We start from the raw sequence: 18,316 nt of genomic DNA, 5'->3' as shown, positions 1-18,316 counted from the left end.
CCGGGTCACGCCTCGCCGGGGCGGACCAGCCCACTCTCGTACGCGATCACCACGAGCTGGGCGCGGTCACGGGCGGCCAACTTCTGGAGCAGCCGGCTCACGTAGGTGCGCGCGGTGTCCGGGCTGAGGAACAACGCCGCCCCGATCTCCGCGTTCGACCGCCCGGCGCCCACCTGCGCCAACACGTCCCGCTCCCGGGCGGTCAGCCCGGCCAGCCGCGCCGGGTCGGCCACCGGCGAGCGGGCCGCCGCCGCCAGCACCCGACGGGTGACGGCGGGGGAGAGCAACGCGTCCCCGCCGGCCACCACCCGCACCGCGTCCCGCAGCGCGTCCGGCGGGGTGTCCTTGAGCAGGAAACCGGCCGCCCCGGCGCGGATCGCCTCGAACAGGTACTCGTCGTCGTCGAACGTGGTCAGCACCACCACCTGCACGCCGGCCAGCGTCGGGTCGGCCAGGATCCGCCGGGTCGCCGCCAACCCGTCCCCGCCCGGCATCCGCACGTCCATCAGCACCAGGTCGGGCCGCTGCTCCCGCACCACCGCGACCGCGCCGACGCCGTCGCCGGCCTCGCCCACCACCACGATGTCCGGCGCGCGTTCCAGCAGCGCCCGCAGCCCGGTCCGCACCAGATGCTGGTCGTCCACCACGACCACGCGCACCGGGTTCACGCGGCGACCCGCGCGAGCGGCAGGTCCGCGTACACCCGGAAGCCGCCGGCCACGACGGCGCCCGCCGCGACCGTGCCCCCGAGCAGCGCGACCCGCTCCGCCATGCCCCGCAACCCCTGGCCGGCGCGGCCCGGCGACCCGCCGCGACCGTCGTCGACCACCTCCACCGTCAACCGGCCCGGCGTCGCCCGCACCGCGACCGTGACCCGGCCGGCCCCGGCGTGGCGCACCACGTTCGTCAACGCCTCCTGCACCACCCGGTAGACCGTGCTGCCCACGACCGCCGGCAGCGCCGCCACCGGCCCGTCGACGCGCAGCTCCACCGCCAACCCACCGCGACGGACGCCGTCGACGAGCGCCGGGAGCTGCGCGAACCCGGGCGTCGGCTCGTGCCGGCCCGGCTCGCGGCGCAGCGTGCCAAGCGTCGCCCGCAGCTCCGCCATGGCGCTACCGCTCACCGCGTGGATCGCCGCCAGCGCGGTCTCCGCCCGCGCCGGCGCAGAATCGGCAAGCGCCTCCCGCGCCACCGCCGACTGCAACGTGACCACCGACATGGTGTGGCCCAACGTGTCGTGCACCTCCCGGGCGATGCGCAGCCGCTCCGCCTCCACCTGCCGGGCCGCCTCCCGGCGACGGTCCTCGGCCGCCGTCGCGGCCTGCCGGTCCAGCGCCGCCCGCAGCGACCGCCGATTCCGCACCGCGTCCCCGAGTGCGATCACCGCCAGCATCAGCGCCGCCTCCGACCCCAGGGCCGCCCCCACCACCACCGCGACGTCGTCGCCCTCGGCCAGCCGGGCGGTCACCGACACCGCCAGCAGCCCGCCGGCCACCAGCGCGGCCGGCACCACCCGCCCCCGTTCCGCGACCCGGTAGAGCACCGCGGCGGCCGGCGCGGCCACCCCGAGCGGCGGCAGGTCCAGCGCGTAGTACCCGAGGATGCCGACCGCCGTGGCCAGCAGCGCCGGCAGCGGCCACCGCCGCGCGCACCACACCAGCGCGGCGAACCCGACCCCGAAAGCGCCGGCTACCGCCGCCACGCCCGGCGCTGTCGGCTCCGTCGCCACGGCCACCACGACCAGGCCGAGCGTGGCCGCCGCGAGCAACGCGTCGGCGCGGGTCAGCGAGAAGTCCGGCACGGCCCCGAGCCTAGGTCCGCGCGGCCTTCCGGCGCTGCCGCCCACAGGCGTCAGGTCAACCCCCAGGTGTACGCCGAGAGGCGACAACCGCTCACGCGGCTACGCGGACGACGCCAGACGGTCGCCGCCCTAGCGTCGATGGCGTCCCCTTCAGATGAGGAGAACCGTCGTGTCCCGCACCAAACTGACGTGGCTCGCGCTGATCGTGATGGTCTGGGCGGCGATGCTGTCGTTCGGCGGGGTGGCCGCCGAGACCGTCATGCTCTACCCGAACATCTTCAACGACCCGCCCGCCTCGCTCGACCGCGCCCGCGCGTTCCTGGTCGACGGCGGCCCGCACGACTACTTCCCGCCGCTGGGTGCTTCCGTCGTGCTGAGCAGTCTTGCCGCGACGCTGCTCACCTGGCGCGACCGCCGGCTGCGCTGGTGGGTCGCCGGTGCCACCGTCGTCTTCGTCGCCTGTGAGTTCCTGTTCTCCGCGGTGTTCTTCTGGCCGCGCAACGAGATCATGTTCGTGGACCCGCCGGGGACGCACTCGCCGGAATATCTGCGGCAGGTGGCCTCGGAGTTCGTCGCCGGGCACTGGGTGCGGTTCGCGGGTGGGGCGGTGACGGCCGGGTTGGCGTTCGTCGCGCTGCTGAAGTTCGTCCGGGCCACCGGGCCGGCGGCGGGTCGAGCGCGGAAGCGGGCAGGCCTCCCGGAGCACTGAGGTTCCTCTCGAACACTGACCGCCGGTGCAAGATCGCGACGGCGGCACGTCGAGCATGCGGGCCGTCGCTCTCGTCGCGGGAATGTCCTCGCCGAAGAAGCCTCGCAGAGTGGGAAATCTCAGCCCCCCGAACAGCGGTCACCTCACGCGGGGTGCTTGTCGCCAGAGAAGGCGACTGTCAGATCCTAGACACGACCGAGCGAACGGTCGGATGTCTTCTCCGTGTCATGACGGCATGGGGATCTTGAGGGTAGCGGTGATCTTCGGTCACCTGGTGCCGAGCGAGGTGGCGTGAAACGCCCGTGAACTGGTCTTTTTTGGATGGCTGCTGCGGTGGTGCCTGAAGCCGACGCCATCGCCGTACGTACCTAACACCGAAAGAACGAGGGCCCAGGTCGTCTGGTCGGCTGATTCCTCGGGGGTCCCGCTCGCGAGACTCCTGCCGTAGGGTCCATGTCTGCCTAGTGGGGAGGGTATCGATGCTTGCTGGGCCGAAATGTGCGGTGGCTGTTGGCGGGGATCTGGCTGAGAGGTCGTCCCTGGAAGAGGCTTGCTCGCGCTCTGGTCACGGCATGGTTGGCCCGACACGACGACCTGGCATCGATCGGCCGGGGGCCTCGATCACGGTCTGCACGCTCAACTCTGACGTGGGCCGCGGATCCGCGGTGAGCCTGGATGTGAGGACTGTCCTGCGATGACGATGGCGCTATCGGCCTGGACGCCAGACGCTGGCCTTCTGAAGGATGTGCAGGAGCAGTTCGACAGGGCCCTCGGATCCTATCGGATGAATCCGAATCTCATCTCAGAACATGCGAACCACGAGGAGTCGATCCGGGTCGGAGGCTATGCCAACCGGACGCTCTTGGAACTCGTCCAGAATGCAGCCGATGCGATGTCCGGGGTCCCCGGAAATTCCGATGGCCGCGTCGAGATAGTCCTCGACACCGAAAATCGGGCTCTCTATTGTGCCAATACCGGACGGCCATTCTCGAAAAATGGAATAACTGCGATCACGCACGCGCATCTCAGCGGCAAGCGAGGTGACGAGATCGGACGGTTCGGGCTCGGCTTCAAGTCCGTTCTTGCAGTTTCTGACACGCCGCAAGTGTTCAGTAGATCTGTCTCATTCGAATTCAACTCGCCGAAGGCTCGGGCCGAGCTCGTCCGCATCGGTTCGACTGCTAGGCGCTACCCTTCTCTTCGTACGCCTGTCGTCATCGACCCGCTGACGGCATTCGCAGCGGATCCCATCCTCGCAGAACTCTCCCAATGGGCCGCCACCATCATCAAGCTTCCCCAAGCATCTGGCCTCGAGCGGCTACGTAGGGAGATTGAAGGGTTCTCCTCGGAATTTCTACTGTTCGTCGGCGTAGTGCGAGAGGTGAAGCTCAGAGTAATCGGTCCGGATGAATTCGCCACAACTCACGTGTCGCGTGACTTCGGCGGCGGACTCTTCAAGATCGAAGGACCAGACGGCACGGGTGACGAATGGATCGTTGAAAATCACATGCACGCACCGTCCCCTGAAGCGAGGAAGCAGGTCGGCGAAGCTGCGTCGCGTGAGAAATTCAAAATCACCATCGCGATTCCTCAACGACAGATCAAGCCACGGGGGCAATTCTGGTCATACTTCCCCCTCCAGGACCGGACCTCAGCCTCTGCCTTGTTCAATGCGCCGTGGAGCGTCAACGACGATCGAACAACCTTACTCAGGAATGAGTACAACCGGGAGATCTTGCGCACCCTGTCCGGGATATTCGTAGACATGCTGCCGCGACTAAGTACCGCAGACGACCCTGCTGCTCATCTCGACTACATGCCAGCGCGAGGTCGGGAAATTCTTTCGTTCGGCGACGAGCTCCTCTGCGCACATGTCCCATTGATGGCGGCAGAAAAGAACCTCATTCCTGACGGCATCGGCGAGCTTAAATTTGCAGAAGAGATTCGTCCGTTGGACTTCGCGATCAATGTCGATGCCAGCATCCACAGAGCCTGGGCAGAATCCCCCAACACCGGGACTGACGTTCCGCATTGGCGCTGTTACACGTCCCAGCAGCGGGTCACCCGCCTAAAGAGTCTCTTTGGCGAGGCTACGTCAGGCCGTTTGGCGGGAAGCGGTGACAGGGGCATGAAGCGGACGCTGAAGGCGTTACCGAAGCGAGGGATTCTCACTTGGCTACGTGAGTGGGCCGAGGGGAGCGACGTCACCTCCAGCGCAAATGCCTTCAGATTCGTATGCGGACATCTGAACCTGCCGGATATCGATAAGGCCAAGGTTGTCCCGACCACGGAAGGGATGCGCGCCCTTGCGGACAAGGATCTCGTCTTCTTGCGTCCGGATCAAAGCATCGAAGTTAAAGGATCAGTTTTCGTCTATGCCGATTTCTTGGCGGAGCCGGGTGTTTACGACAGCCTGAAGAGAATCGGCTTTCGAGACCTGGATCCTCTCGCGATCCTGAACGCGCGCTTGGCAGGACTCTCGGGAAACGCAACTGACGAGGAGCTCTCTGAACTCTGGAATGCCGTTCTTGAAGTGAGCCCCTCGGAGGCTGCGAGGACATTGGCGGCCCACTCGGGCGCGGTCAAGGTGCCGACGAGCGACGGAGGCTGGGCGTGGCCACGCCAGGTCTTCGATCTACCGATATTGAGTGGGCAACTTGCCTCGAAACAATTGGATCACCAACGTTGCGTGGCAAGCGTGGCGCATCAATTAGGAGTGGTCCGCGGGCCGGTGAAGGATTACCCTGCCGAGGACGAGCTCGCTCTTGAACAGTACCGCCTGTGGGTGTTGGAGAGCATTAACGCAAATAAGGGTCCCGGCGAGCGGCCGGTCGAGCGAATCGAACTCTATCCCGGCATCGGTCCAGGCCCATTCTCGATTCTCTTCCTCCTGAGAGAGGTGAACGCGCCGGACCAGGTGCGTGAGTCTTGGACTATCGGCCTTCTTGGCGAGGATGATTCCGAGTGGACGTGTGAGGATCTGGATACGGGCGCAAGTTATCAAGTGACAGCGCCCGTCCGATGGGCCGCCGAAAAAGCGGGCCTACTACGGTCGACTCGAGGCTTTCGTTCTCTAGCCAGCATAGTAGCCCCGTCGCTTGTCAGGTACGAAAGACTATTGCCGTTGTTCCGTGGCCCGGGCCAGATCGCTGACACCCTAGGGCTGCCTGATCGACTTGACGATGTGCCCATTCCGGTGCTCGAAGAGGCTCTGACGGCAGAACTCTTCCCACACGACATCCCCGACGCTGTGCTTGTCGACTTCATCCTGAACTCATGCCGCGTTGCTTTCCACGACGCACAGCCGCCTAGTATTCCTGCGCGGGTCAAGCGAGCGGTCGAGGGACGTTCCCCCGCTTCGGTCTACCTCGCCACGACAACTGAGCAAGAAAATTTCCTGGCTACCCGGCAGCGCCCTTATCTCCGGGTAGCGGAAGATGAGGCAGAGAAACTTGTCGAGCTGGTTGGGTGCCGTCGCTTCGAGGACAGCTTTTCATTCACGGTGATGGTCGAGGGTGAGCAGGAGAGCGAAAGGATCGCAGATGTTTTCGCGGGGTTGCGGCGAGGGCATCTGCCTGATCGGCTGACCAACTCGATGCTGGCCCGAGCGGTCAAAATCATCAAGCGTGTTACGACCGAGGACGGCGTCGAGGACCAGTCGCTCGACTGGCACCTAGACGGGCTCAAACTAATCGTCAGCAGCGATGCGGATGAGCGCCGGACGCTTCGAATAGTCAGTGAGGCCCTTAATCTAAGGTTGACTAACGTAGAGCTTGATAAAGTTCTGCAGGCCGGGCTCGACCGTCGCCTTGAGAGGCAGCGCCAAGAAGCCAGGTCCGCCTTCAGCGACGCAGAGAAGCTCGACGTCTACTTCGGTCCCGACGACCTAAGGGAGAATTTGCCAAAGGGGCTTTGGTCGGCGCTTGAAGCACAAGGCCTCGTCAGCGGGTCGACCTCTCTCGCCCAGTTGTTCCTTACTGTGTACGGATCTGATGCGATAAGAACGCTGGCGGACCTCTTCAGGCGCGACGGTTTTTCCGATGCGCCCACGATGTGGGCTGGCGGCGCGGCGACGATCTCGTGGTTGAGGAAGATGGGTTTCGGACCTGAGTACGCCGGGCGCAGAAGCGAGCGGCAGGACGACGAGTTCGTTGTGCCGGGTGCCGTGAAACTCAATCCTCTCCATCATTTCCAGCAGAAGATCAGCCGGCAGCTCCGAGACGTTCTGACACTTAGAGAAGCGAACGGCCGTCACCTGAAGGCGATGGTGGAGCTTCCTACAGGCGCAGGTAAGACGCGAGTCGCCACAGAGACGGTGCTTCGCCTTTTCATCGAGGGAGCCCTCCGCGGTCCGGTACTCTGGATCGCTCAGTCCCAGGAACTCTGCGAGCAGGCTGTGCAAACTTGGAGCACAGTCTGGCGCGGGCTCGGGGATGAGCGCCCATTGACGATCGGGCGTCTGTGGGAGGGCAACGTTGTACACCAGCCTGACACGGAGTTCAGCGTCGTCGTCGCAACTGATGCGAAGCTCGACATACTCATCGGTAATCCTGAATACGAGTGGCTGAGTGATTCCGCAGCAGTAATCGTGGACGAAGGGCATCGAGCCGGGGGGTCCGAGCGGTATACCAGAATTTTGACGTGGCTCGGTGTTGCGGGTCGAGGTTGGGAACGTCCACTGGTCGGTCTTTCTGCGACACCCTTCAAAGGAAAATCTGAGACGGCAACCACGGCACTCGTAAATCGATTTGGTGGACGAAAGATCGATGCCTCTTTTCCTGGCGACCCGTACAAGCAACTGGCGGAGATTGGCGTCCTCGCAGAAGTCGAGCACGAGGTGCTCCCAGGAGTTGAGGTCATCCTACATCCGAATGAGATAGCCGAGGCGAAAAAGCAACGCAGGGTCAGCCAGAGTGTCCTAGACAGGATCGGGCGTGACCAGGCGCGCATGGCTATTCTTGTCAATCACATTATGAAACTGGATAGAGATTGGCCCGTGCTGGTTTTCACCCCGAACATCCTCTCGGCTCAGGTTCTCGCAGCGACGCTTCGATATCGTGAGATCGAGGCCGCCTCGGTAAGTGGGCAGACGGGTCGACAGGAGCGCCGTGACATCATCGAGAGGTTCAAGAAGGGCGAGGTCCGAGTCCTTGCGAACTGTGACCTGCTGATTCAGGGATTCGATGCCCCAGGGGTTCGCGCGCTCTACATTGCGAGGCCCACCTTTAGCCCCAACCCCTACATTCAGATGGCCGGCCGGGGCCTGCGCGGCCCGCAGAACGGCGGGAAGGCCAAATGTCTGATCGTTGACATGGCTGACAATTTCGGCGATATCAATGATTTGCTCGGATATCGAGAGTATGAGGATCTCTGGCAGGAGCAGCGCGCATGATTATCGTCCCCGACCTGGCCGATATTGAAAAGAACGCCAGCAGCGACGCGGAGCGCAGGGTGGCCTGGTTGCTGCGGGAGGTTGTCGGAGACGCTGACGCGGTCGCTTTCCATTCTGTGAAGCTGCGCTCTCATGCATACAAGCAGCAGGCCGAGGCCGACTTCGTCCTGCTGTGGAAGAAGGTCGTCGTCCTGATCGAGGTAAAGGGCGGCGGGATCAAGAAGTACGACGGTGTGTGGTACAGCGTCGACCGGCGAGGCGACTGGCACAAACTGGCGACGTCACCGATGGAGCAGTCGCAGTCGGCAATGTTCGCGCTGAGAAGCATTCTTCGCAAGGAAGGTGTGGGCTGGTTCGCCCACGAGGCGATCGTCGTCACGCCAGATGTCGAGGCCCCTCCCCACTCGGTCGAGTGGAAGCCAACTCACTGGCTGGCGAAGGACGACATGACCGTCGAGGCGATGGCGAGTGCGCTCGATGTAATTGCCGCGGCGGCCCAGAGGCCACCAGCCGGTCAGAAAATTGCACGGCCGGGCGAATTGCGGGTCCGGTTGTTCGGAGAGTTCACTCGTATGCCCGTCATCGATGCTCAGCGCGGAGCGGTGATCGAAGAGCAGAACCGGGCCACCGCCGGGCAGGCCAGAGTGCTTGCGCTGCTAGCACGCCACCCCCGGCTTATGATCCTCGGTGGGGCAGGTACGGGGAAGTCACTCGTCCTGGTGGAGGGAGCAAAACAGGAGGCAGATCAAGGAAGATCAGTTCTGATCACGTTTCATTCCCCAGAACTGATTGGTTTTTTCGAGGCACACCTCGCAAATCGCGAGATAGATCTCGTCCCGTTCGACCAGTTGGAGCCCGGAAAGATCTTCGACGTCATCTTCGTGGATGAGGCTCAAGACCTCATGACGGCTGAGGTGATGGACAGACTCGATGCGGTCGTCGCGGGGGGCCGTGCGGGAGGCCGCTGGCGTATGTTCCTCGATACCAATAACCAGGCTCACGTGGACGGAAAGTTCGACCAAGAGGTTTTTGAGCTTGTTGCTGACGAGGCGCTATCCGTGGATCTGGACCTGAACGTTCGGAACACACGGGCCATCGTGCACATGGTCCAGGAATACCTGGGCGCGGACGTCGGTGATCCGGGCATCGTTCATGGTGAGAGGATTCAGTGGCACGTTCCTCATGGCTCCGCTGACATCGGCGCGGCAGAGCAGGTGGCGCGAGATCTCGCCTCTGACGGCGTCCGCAAGAACGATATCTGGATTATCAGTGCATCCTCCAGCGCGGCGCCGATGAAGACGACTCAAGGATTCACGGTCACCAGTCCGAGGTACGCCAAGGGCCTCGAGGCGGAGCACGTCGTCCTCTGTGAGCTGCCGACGCTGTACGACGAAGCCGGGACGGCCGCCTTCTACGTTGCCGTGACGCGAGCCCGCGTATCGCTGCACATCGTCGCCTCCGCAGCTGACAGGAAGAACCTTCAGGGACTTGTTGCGCATCGAATGGCGTCGAAGTGACTAGATCGTCCGCGCAGGAGTTCGCGCTGAAGCACCTCCGAGAGGCGTACGTCGGACCGGATCGTGGTGAGGACGAAGTTGTTCTCAACATGCCCGATCGTCAGTACGCGGTCGGGATGCTCTTTCCTTCGACGTCCTCGCCAAGGGGCCGCGAGGGTTCCGAGCGGCAGGAGGCGGACGTCGATGTGATGCTCGGGGAGATCGAAGAGCACGGCGCCGGTGTTCCACTTGCCGAGGACTGGCGTCCGTCGTCGGCAGCGATTTCTTTCGTTGCTAACCGGTCTTCCGTGTCGTGCGATTTTTCCGGGGGCACTTATCAACGAGTGGTGGATGACGGCCCACCGCGGTGGAAGCGTACTCCGTTCCGCTTCCACGGCATCCAACTTTCCCGAGACTTGCCCGTCCACCAGATCTCCGCCTGTGGCGTGAAGGTCGAAGTGGGATCGCGATGGCGGCCCTACAGAGAATCCTGGCTTGTGACAGTGCACGTGCGCGTACTGACGACGTCTACTGGGGATGACCGGAGCGACATCCCCCTGATGCTCTTCCAGGTCTCGCTAAGCGTCAGTCCGTCTTCTGGCGGGCGGTTCCTTGAGTACGATATCTCCCATTCGTTCGACATGGACCCTGAGGCTGCCGAGCTGCGCCTTCGATACCGAAACAAGAAGATCTTCGCAGTCGGTCACGGCATGGCGGCGGACTGGGAATTCGATGCTGGTGAGTGCAGCAAGGTCTTCCTGGATCCCATGCCGTCCGTTGTTGTTCCAGCGGTAGAGACCACTGGCTTCGACTCCGGCTCGATCGAGGCTGAGGCGCTCCGCCTTGACAACTTGTCCCGGATCGACTCTCAAACCGATGTGATCGTTCCGATGCTCGACGCCTTCGTCGAAGCCTTCTCCATCTGGGTCACCTCACAGGAGGACCAGGTCGACAGCTTCGGGCAGCGATCCCACGTGGCGCGGTCGATCACGGTCCGGGCACGCGAGGCTGCCCGGCGCATGGCGGCGGGTGTTGAGCTGTTGCGAGCGCCTCGAAACCACTCCTTGAGAGCCGCCTTTGCCCTTGGCATGACCGCGATGCGTCTGCAAATGCTTCCGTCCGAGACCAGGACCGTCGGAGGTCCAGCCGAGCCTGAGCAACCTCGATGGCGTCCCTTCCAGCTCGGGTTTCTCTTGGTGGCACTGGCATCGACCGTAGATGAGAGACATGGCGACCGTGAACTGGTGGATTTGATCTGGTTTCCTACTGGTGGCGGCAAAACGGAGGCATACCTGGGCCTCTCAGCGGTCGAGATCTTTCGTCGTCGTCTTGTCCATGGAGTGGAAGGCGGGGGAACGGCGGTCATCACGCGCTACACTCTTCGGCTGCTAACGGCCCAGCAGTTTCAGCGTGCAGCGTCTCTGATATGCGCGATGGAACTGATTCGTCTCAATGACGAACGAGCCAAGGGCATGGCACCATTTTCTATCGGCCTCTGGGTCGGCAACGAGGTCACGCCTGGTTCGAGGAAGGACGCAAAGGCAGCTCTCCAGCGGCTGTACAAGGCGGCAAGGCCCGAGGAGGCGAACCAGTTCCAGCTTGAGAACTGCCCATGGTGTGGTGCGGACTTGCTGCCCGCTGCCAGATCCGCTGATCCGAAACGATACGGACTACGCGTGCTGGGCAACGATATCATTATTCATTGCACACGTAGCACTTGCCAATTTAGCAATGAGCTGCCCGTTTCAGTCGTGGACGAGGTTCTGTACGATGAACCGCCGACGATTCTACTTGCCACAGTCGACAAGTTCGCGCGTCTCCAGTTCAACCCCAATGCGGGTCGCCTACTTGGCCTTGACACGGCGTTCCGCCAGCCGTCGATGGTGATTCAAGATGAGCTCCACCTGCTGTCGGGCCCGTTGGGTACTACGGTCGCTGTCTTCGACGCAGTGATTCAACTCCTACTGCGCAGTGGGGGGTCGAGTCCCAAAATTGTTGCCTCGACCGCTACGATTCGAGCGTCGACCGATCAGGTTCAGGGGCTGTACGGGCGAGAAGTGGCACTGTATCCGCCCGCTGGTCTTGAGGGAGATCGGACATTTTTTTCTCGGCCCGTGGACAACGGGCAAGGCCGTCTATACATCGGCCTGATGCCGCAGTCTCTCTCGCAGGTCTCGGCGGTCGTCGCGGCGGCTGCGCCTCTGATCGAGATCCCCGAGGTGTTGGCGCGGGACTGTCCTCTCGCAGTCACACGAGATTCTTACTGGACAGTTGTCATGTATCACAACAGCCTCCGAGAACTGGGGCGTACGGGAACGCTGGTGGTCGATGATGTCAACGGCCGGCTTGAGCCGCGATCTGATCGGCTGTGCCTGTCGTTGCGACGGGTGCGAGCGGACCGCGTCCTTGAACTCACGAGCCGGCGGGGCCCAGAGGAACTACCCAAGGATCTTCGTGAGCTCGGCCGAGGTGCCGATCAGGGCACACAAGCAGTCGACGTGGTTCTCTCTTCGAACATGCTTTCCGTGGGCATCGACATTCCACGACTGGCCTTGATGTTGATGGTCGGCCAACCGAAGACGACTGCGGAGTACATCCAAGCCACAAGCCGAGTCGGTCGTGGCAAGAACAATGGAATCGTGACGACGCTATTTCGCTCGAATAGAGCGCGCGATCGGTCCCACTTTGAAACGTTCCGTGGGTACCATGAGGCGCTCTACCGGAATGTTGAACCCACCAGTGTCACTCCATGGTCGATCGCCTCTCGCAGGCGATCCCTGGCCGGGGCACTCGTGGCGCTGATGAGAAACTCCATCCCGACTTTGGCTGCTAACGATGCCGCCTCGTTTCTTGATCTTGGCAGCAAGCAAATCAGAGGCTCTGTGGAGCGAATCGTCAGCGCCTTCATCGATCTTGTGAGTCACTCGGATGAAGCTGAAGCCGAGGCAGCGTCGGAGGAGGTGTGGCGGCTCCTGCGTGAATGGGATTACCGGGCTGCGAACGTGCGTGAAGCGGGAGGCACCTTGCTTTACGAACGCCGGAAGCCGGATGACGAGGCTCTATTAAAGAGGTTCGGTCAGTCCGGATCCGGATGGCTGGCCGCCGATTCCATGCGATCGGTCGAACCGAACGTCGCCGTCCACGTTCGCGAGCCGATGGAAGGGGGCGGCCGTGGAGCCGATCATCCATGACCTACGGCTCTCCGAAACTGTGACGCCTTTCGGAGTGGGGGCCATAGTAGATGTGCTCGGGCAGTCCTTGATCGCGCCCGACACCTCTTGGTGGGATCTCAAGTTCACGTCGGAGATCAGATGCGACAGACTTCTCGCCCGCTTGGGTGCGGGCGTGCTTCGCCAGGCCCCTTCTCACTCGGGCCGGGCGGCCAAGGAGACAGCCCATCTTCTTTACTGGCGCTTTCCGGCATGGCGATTCTGCGAACGTTGCACGAAGCTCTCGCAACTTACCGGGAAGATCAAGGGTCGTTGGAGTAATCGGTGCGATTGCGGAGGAGCCCTCGTCCCGATGAGGTACATCGCTGTTTGTAAAGAAGGAAGTCACATCCAGGATATCCCCTGGTTCAAATGGGCGCATCGTGGGAACGACGGCGATGTCACCGACGCGGTTAGGTTCTGTCGTGCCTATAAAGAATTGAAGTTCATTCGGTCCTCGCAGCGTGGGGAGGGTTTGTCGTCTCTGCGTATTAGATGCAGTGGTTGTAAGCGATCCCGCCCCTTGTCAGCACTCGTGAGTGAGGGTTCGTTGCGCCGGGACGGCATTCGATGCGACGGCACCCAGCCGTGGGAGGACTCCAGATCTGGCGATGGCTGCATGCAACCACTCACTGCCGTGCAGCGTGGCGCCACGGGCAACTACATCGCAGATCAGCTTTCTGCGCTTGACATCCCGGAGGAGCGCCCGAGATCCGTCGAACAGGCAGAGAAGATACGCAGTCACATCTACTTCGAGAAAGTCGTCGCTGACAACGGCGGCCCACAAGCAGAACTAGTTGCCGGCTGGATCGCTGACGAGATCGGCGTGTCGAGGGATGACGTCCTAGAAATTGCGGCAGGTGGCGATGACGTGCCGGACTCCGTGTCGATGGAGCTGAAGGACGGCGAGTGGGCTGCGTTCCTCAAGAAACTCGAGGGCGGCAGAGATCGCAGTGACGGCGACTTCATGGTCGACGGGTGGAAGGTGCCGGCTGATTCGACATGGCCGTCGGCGTTGGCGAGCCGGCTCACTGGTGTCGGCCAGGTCCGTCGTGTTCGCGAGGTTCGCGCACTCCGCGGTTTCCGGCGGAACGGTCCTGACGCTGCCCTCATCTCTACGGATCTCGGCCCCGACCGAAAGCGGCGTCCGGTATATCCTGCTGTAGAGATGTTCGGTGAAGGAATCTTCCTGCGTTTCGATGAGACCCACCTGTCCAAATGGGAAGCCCTGCCCGCGGTCCGTGCCCGAGCCGACATATTGATCGAACGGCGTAATGCGAGCTCTTGGGCTCATCGGCTCGACCTGCCAGAGCCGAGATTCCTCGCGCTGCACACTATCGCTCACCTGCTCATTCGAAGGCTCGCTTTTGCGAGCGGGTACTCGTCAGCCTCTCTGCGTGAGCGAATCTATGCACGCTCCCAACGGCCTGATCGATCTGCAGGGGTATTGATCTATACGGCCGCAGGCGATGCGCAGGGGACCCTTGGCGGACTTGTTCGACTGGGTGAGCCGAAGACGATCCTCTCGCTGCTTCTGGCGACGTTCAACGATGCAGATGTCTGTTCCAACGATCCCGTGTGCATCGAGAGTGATCGCCAGGGTTCCTCGCAGCTCAACCTGTCGGCGTGCCACGGATGCTCGCTGGTGAGCGAGACGTCGTGTGAGACAGGCAATCGCCTGTTGGACCGCCAGCTCGTGCTCGGCGGCGGCGACGTGCCAGGTTTCCTGGACGCAGTCCTTGGGCAGGTCCGGGTCTCGTCAAGCTCGAGCGTCACTCGGAGCGAAGGGAGCTACGTCAGTGCTCGCGAGTGAGCGCGAAATCCGCCAGGTGTGGTCGCCCGTAGCGACGGTGCGTGAGCCTGTCGACGAGCTTTGTGGACAGTCGGCACGCCCGCCTTGGCTGCTGTCGGTGCCGATGGCTAGTGTACAGCCCATGCCGAAGATCTTCCGCGTCGTGGACCTCTTCGCCGGCTGCGGGGGACTAACGGAGGGCCTACGGAAGACCGGGCGGTACACCCCTGTCAGTGCGGTGGAGATCGACCTGGCTGCAGCGGCTTCCTATGCTGAGAACTTCGGCGCTGAGCACATTCACCCCGGAGGTATCGCGGAGTGGCTGGACGACGGGGTTGCTCCTCAAGCGGATGTTGTCGTCGGAGGGCCGCCCTGTCAAGGTTTCTCAAATCTCGGGAAGCGTCTCGATGGCGATCCCCGGAATGAACTATGGCGTGAGTATTGGCGTGCCCTCAGCGTGATCAAGCCAATGGTATTCGTGCTTGAGAATGTAGAGAGGTTTCTTGGCAGTCAACAGTACGAGCAGATGAAGGCGGTTGTTGGAAGCGGGGCTCTCCGCGACTACGAGCTCCGTGAGGATGTCGTCGTTGCTGCTGCTTTTGGATCGCCTCAGGTCAGGCGCAGGGCCATCGTAATAGGCACCCACCGGGACCTAAAAACTGTCGACATCCCGCTCCCGACGTTAGATCGAGACAACTGGAAGACCGTCGGGGAGGCTCTGCTAGGTGTCCCGCAGTTTGTTCCCCCGGAACGAAAATCCTTGCCTGCGGGATCTATGAAATTTGCTGGGAAGTCGATGCCGGGGCCTTTTTCCAGCCGCGCCCTGCATGTGACGCGCCATTACGAAGACATTTCGCGCAGGCGATTCGACGCAATTCCTGCCGGTGGCAACCGTTTCGATCTCCCTGACCACCTCAAGTCGCCTTGCTGGATAAAACACACGACCGGCGCCATGGATGTAATGGGTCGCCTGCGATGGGACCGTCCGTCCGTCACGATCCGGACAGAATTCTTCAAGCCGGAAAAGGGGCGCTACCTGCATCCGTCGGAAAATAGAGCGCTCACTCACTACGAGGCTGCGAGGCTCCAGGGATTCGACGATGATTTCCAGTGGTGCGGCAGCAAGGTTCAGATCGCTCGCCAGATAGGTAATGCCGTTCCTGTCGAACTCGCGACCGCTATCGGTAAACACATCGCGGCGGCGCTCGACGAGCAAATTTAGAAGACGTTCTCCAGCGATGTTACGGGCCGATCGTCAACTATAGGGTTTGACGGCGTTTGTCGAGGAGTGTGATGATCCTTCGCGCCGCCTCGCTGGCGCTCTCGTGCTCCCAGACCCGGACCACCGACCAGCCGAGTGTCTCCAGGTGTCGGCTGGTCTCGGCGTCGCGCAACTTGTTCGCTTCAAGCTTTCGTTGCCACCAATCACCATTTGCGATTGGACTAGTTCCGTGCAGGGTGCAGGAGTGCCAGAAGCATCCGTCCACGAACACGGCCACTCTTGCCCGTGTAAAAGCGATGTCGATGGTCCGTCGGCGTAGCCCTGGTATCGGCCAGGACACTCTATAGCGGTACCCCTGGGCATGAAGTAGCCTCCGTATCGACACTTCGGGCGCCGTGTCACGGCGGCGTTGGCCGCTCATGCGCTTGGAGACCGTCTCCGAACTCGGGGTGGGCAACTGTGCCGCCATCATTCAAGTCTACCGTTTCCAGGCTTACCGCTACGGCCAGTAGGTGCACATGGCGAGTGCACCGTGATTTGCGGACATGTCTCGAACTCGATTCGACGAGTGATTGCGGTAGGTACTCATTTGCATTCGTCGGGAAAGAGCGTTGGATCGCTTTCACGTGGACCTCGAACAACGGCGTACCTTGCCGGGCGGGCCTGAGTCGCCCGGCCAGCTGCCATCCCCAGGAGTCGTACGCATGCTGAGCGGCAGTGTTGTCCGGCCGGACAAGCAACGTCGCGCGTTCTTCTTGTCGGTTGCTCAGCAACTCGTCGTGCAGAGCGCGCGCAATCCCCTGACGCTGCCAGGCGCGCCGCACCAGCAACTCTGCGACGCCGAATGTCCGGCGACCGTTCTCCTCCGTGAAGCGGTCCGGAACCGGCCCTTCGATACCCTCCCACCAACGGGTGTCCGTGCCGAGCGGGAACCCGTAGATGTATCCCACCAACTCCCCACCGATCCACGCCGCCACCAACTCCCATCCTTGGCGGGGCATGTGCGCCGCGAGCTGCTGCTCGTATCGTTCGGCCGTGTAGCGCGGTCCGTCGTCGGCGTGTGCATCGAGATACACGTCCACGAGATCACCGAGCATGCCCTCCGCCTGCGTGGCCGTGTGGTGGCCTAGCCGCAGGTTCTCCACCATCAGGCGAGCGTCCCCTCGTAGACGTCGATGAACTCGCGAGCCTCGGGCACCCTGTGGTGGCTGGCGAGGCCGGACCGCACCTCGGAGAGCACGCGTAGCGTGCGCCCTGAACGCACGTCCTGAAGCTCAGGCAGCACCGCCAACGCGGCGTGGGCTGCGCCAGGCACATCACCCTGCCGTATCGAAGCGCGGGCGAGCTGTGCCGTGGAGTAGACCCGGTTGCGCCGGTACGCATCGACCGGGCTGGCGGTGATCGCCCGGAAGCAGGATGCGGCCCGGTCCGGTCGGTCGAGAGCAAGGTAGGAGAGCCCGGTGATGGCCGTGACCTCCTGCTCGGTCACGAAGGAGATGAAGGACAGGTCGTCCTCATGGCTGCCCCCTTCGAATGCCCGGCGTGCCTTGGTCATCTCCCGCTCGAATCCGAACGTGTCCCGGAGGATGGCGTGGGCGTGAGCAGAACGAAGGTGAAGCAGAGTGGTCAGGCGCGGTGTGGTCCAGCCGGCGGCCGTTCGCAATGCTGCTTCGGCGCAGTGCAACGCTTCGACCGGCCGGTCTTCGCGCAGCAGCAGGGACATGCAGGTGAGGGCACGCACCTCGACGCGGGCATCGTCGGCAATGCGCGCTCGCGCTATGGCCTCGTTCAGGTAGGGCCGCGCCTCGGAGCGGCGGTCCGCGTCGATGGCTAACCAGGCTGCCTGGATCGCTAGATGCGCCAGCGCACTTTGCAGCGCCTCACCCACCGACCGGCTGTAATCGGCGTGCTCGGCCCAGGCGGACAGGCGATGGTGCACTTGCATGGCGATGTCGCAGAGCGCATCCGCGCCTACGGCGGCATCCGCTGAGCGAAACTGGTCCACGAGCGAGGCCGTGTACCGCACCTGCTCCATGCCGAGGCTCGGCGGCGGCTCCGAGTTCGCTGTGAGCAGGTCAAGGCCGATGCTGGCATGGATGCCGGCCAGCGCGGCTAGCGCGTGGAATTGACGGCGCTTCGTATGATCACCTTCTTCAACACGTGCGCCGGACACCACTGTGGGTGCCGGCTGGCCGGGCAGAGCGAACCAGAGACGCTCCGGGGGGATCCTCAGCATCGAGGCCCAGTGCGCCAGCCGGTCGAGGTGCACGATTGCCGGCCCGTTCTCGATCCGGCTCAACTGGGCCTGCGTGATCCCCAGCCATCCCGCCACCACGCTTTGCGGCAGCGGGCTCCGCCCGTGGTACGGGTGATACCGGTACGCGCGGATCACTCGCCCGAGGTGCCGCCCGGCCAACGCCGTCCGTACCGGTTCGTGTTCCCAGAACGACTCCGGCACCACCGGCGGCGCGCTCAGTCGGTCCCGCTCGGCGGCCTGGCAGGGCGCGCAGCGTCCGCTGGAGTTGTCGCGGGCCAGGCGTCCGCCGCAGCGGGGACAGTTCGCGTGTGTCACCGGCAACCTCGCTTCGCGCGGGTGGCTGTGTCCGAAATCGAGCGTAACCATTCAAACCGTTTCGTGGCGTGCCGGTATGCATGTCACGCATAACGAAGCCGCCCGGCATGAGCGTGACTG

General features: G+C 63.1%; 11 protein-coding genes. 6 read left to right on the top strand and 5 right to left on the bottom strand.

Going from position 1 to position 18,316, the window contains the following annotated elements:
- Positions 1 to 5: 5 nt before the first annotated feature.
- Together TPA0908_RS30625 and TPA0908_RS30620 are read right to left on the bottom strand one after the other, a co-directional pair.
- Positions 6 to 668, bottom strand: coding sequence for a response regulator (locus TPA0908_RS30625; protein ID WP_281943877.1), 663 nt, complete (start codon positions 666 to 668; stop codon positions 6 to 8).
- The gene (locus TPA0908_RS30620) at positions 665 to 1,804 is read right to left on the bottom strand and encodes a sensor histidine kinase (RefSeq protein WP_281943875.1); all 1,140 of its coding nucleotides are present in this window, start codon (positions 1,802 to 1,804) and stop codon (positions 665 to 667) included. The genes TPA0908_RS30625 and TPA0908_RS30620 overlap by 4 nt, the downstream gene beginning before the upstream one ends.
- A gap of 169 nt (positions 1,805 to 1,973) precedes the next feature.
- On the opposite strand from TPA0908_RS30620, the gene TPA0908_RS30615 reads away from it, so the two are divergent.
- From TPA0908_RS30615 to TPA0908_RS30590, 6 genes are all read left to right on the top strand, one after another.
- On the top strand, positions 1,974 to 2,513 hold the full coding sequence (locus tag TPA0908_RS30615) for an anthrone oxygenase family protein (protein ID WP_281943873.1): 540 nt from the start codon (positions 1,974 to 1,976) through the stop codon (positions 2,511 to 2,513).
- A 694-nt stretch (positions 2,514 to 3,207) separates the two neighbouring features.
- Entirely contained in the window at positions 3,208 to 7,905 is a 4,698-nt protein-coding gene (locus TPA0908_RS30610) for a DEAD/DEAH box helicase (RefSeq protein ID WP_281943872.1), read from the top strand.
- Entirely contained in the window at positions 7,902 to 9,422 is a 1,521-nt protein-coding gene (locus TPA0908_RS30605; protein WP_281943871.1) for an NERD domain-containing protein, read from the top strand. Before TPA0908_RS30610 ends, TPA0908_RS30605 begins: the two co-directional genes overlap by 4 nt.
- Positions 9,419 to 12,592 (top strand): helicase-related protein, encoded by a 3,174-nt coding sequence (locus TPA0908_RS30600; RefSeq protein WP_281943869.1) that lies wholly within the window; start codon positions 9,419 to 9,421, stop codon positions 12,590 to 12,592. Before TPA0908_RS30605 ends, TPA0908_RS30600 begins: the two co-directional genes overlap by 4 nt.
- Entirely contained in the window at positions 12,573 to 14,423 is a 1,851-nt protein-coding gene (gene drmB, locus TPA0908_RS30595) for a DUF1998 domain-containing protein (protein ID WP_281943867.1), read from the top strand. Before TPA0908_RS30600 ends, drmB begins: the two co-directional genes overlap by 20 nt.
- 121 nt (positions 14,424 to 14,544) lie before the next feature.
- Positions 14,545 to 15,624 (top strand): DNA cytosine methyltransferase, encoded by a 1,080-nt coding sequence (locus TPA0908_RS30590; protein WP_281943866.1) that lies wholly within the window; start codon positions 14,545 to 14,547, stop codon positions 15,622 to 15,624.
- Positions 15,625 to 15,661: 37 nt separating this feature from the next.
- Here the strand turns inward: TPA0908_RS30590 and TPA0908_RS30585 are convergent, their stop codons facing one another.
- Genes TPA0908_RS30585 through TPA0908_RS30575 form a run of 3 tightly spaced genes read right to left on the bottom strand, consistent with a single transcriptional unit; the run spans position 15,662 to position 18,247 of the window.
- A complete protein-coding gene (locus TPA0908_RS30585) occupies positions 15,662 to 16,045 on the bottom strand; it encodes a very short patch repair endonuclease (RefSeq protein ID WP_281943864.1) in 384 nt (127 codons plus the stop codon).
- A complete protein-coding gene (locus tag TPA0908_RS30580; RefSeq protein ID WP_281943862.1) occupies positions 16,023 to 16,772 on the bottom strand; it encodes a GNAT family N-acetyltransferase in 750 nt (249 codons plus the stop codon). The genes TPA0908_RS30585 and TPA0908_RS30580 overlap by 23 nt, the downstream gene beginning before the upstream one ends.
- Positions 16,772 to 18,247, bottom strand: coding sequence for a helix-turn-helix domain-containing protein (locus tag TPA0908_RS30575; RefSeq protein WP_281943860.1), 1,476 nt, complete (start codon positions 18,245 to 18,247; stop codon positions 16,772 to 16,774). The genes TPA0908_RS30580 and TPA0908_RS30575 overlap by 1 nt, the downstream gene beginning before the upstream one ends.
- Positions 18,248 to 18,316 lie beyond the last annotated feature (69 nt).

It is taken from the genome of Micromonospora sp. AKA38 (assembly GCF_027925725.1).
In the GTDB taxonomy this organism is placed as follows: domain Bacteria; phylum Actinomycetota; class Actinomycetes; order Mycobacteriales; family Micromonosporaceae; genus Micromonospora.
The sequence above is the reverse complement of the archived record's forward strand: the minus strand, read 5'-3'. Positions and strand labels throughout refer to the sequence as shown.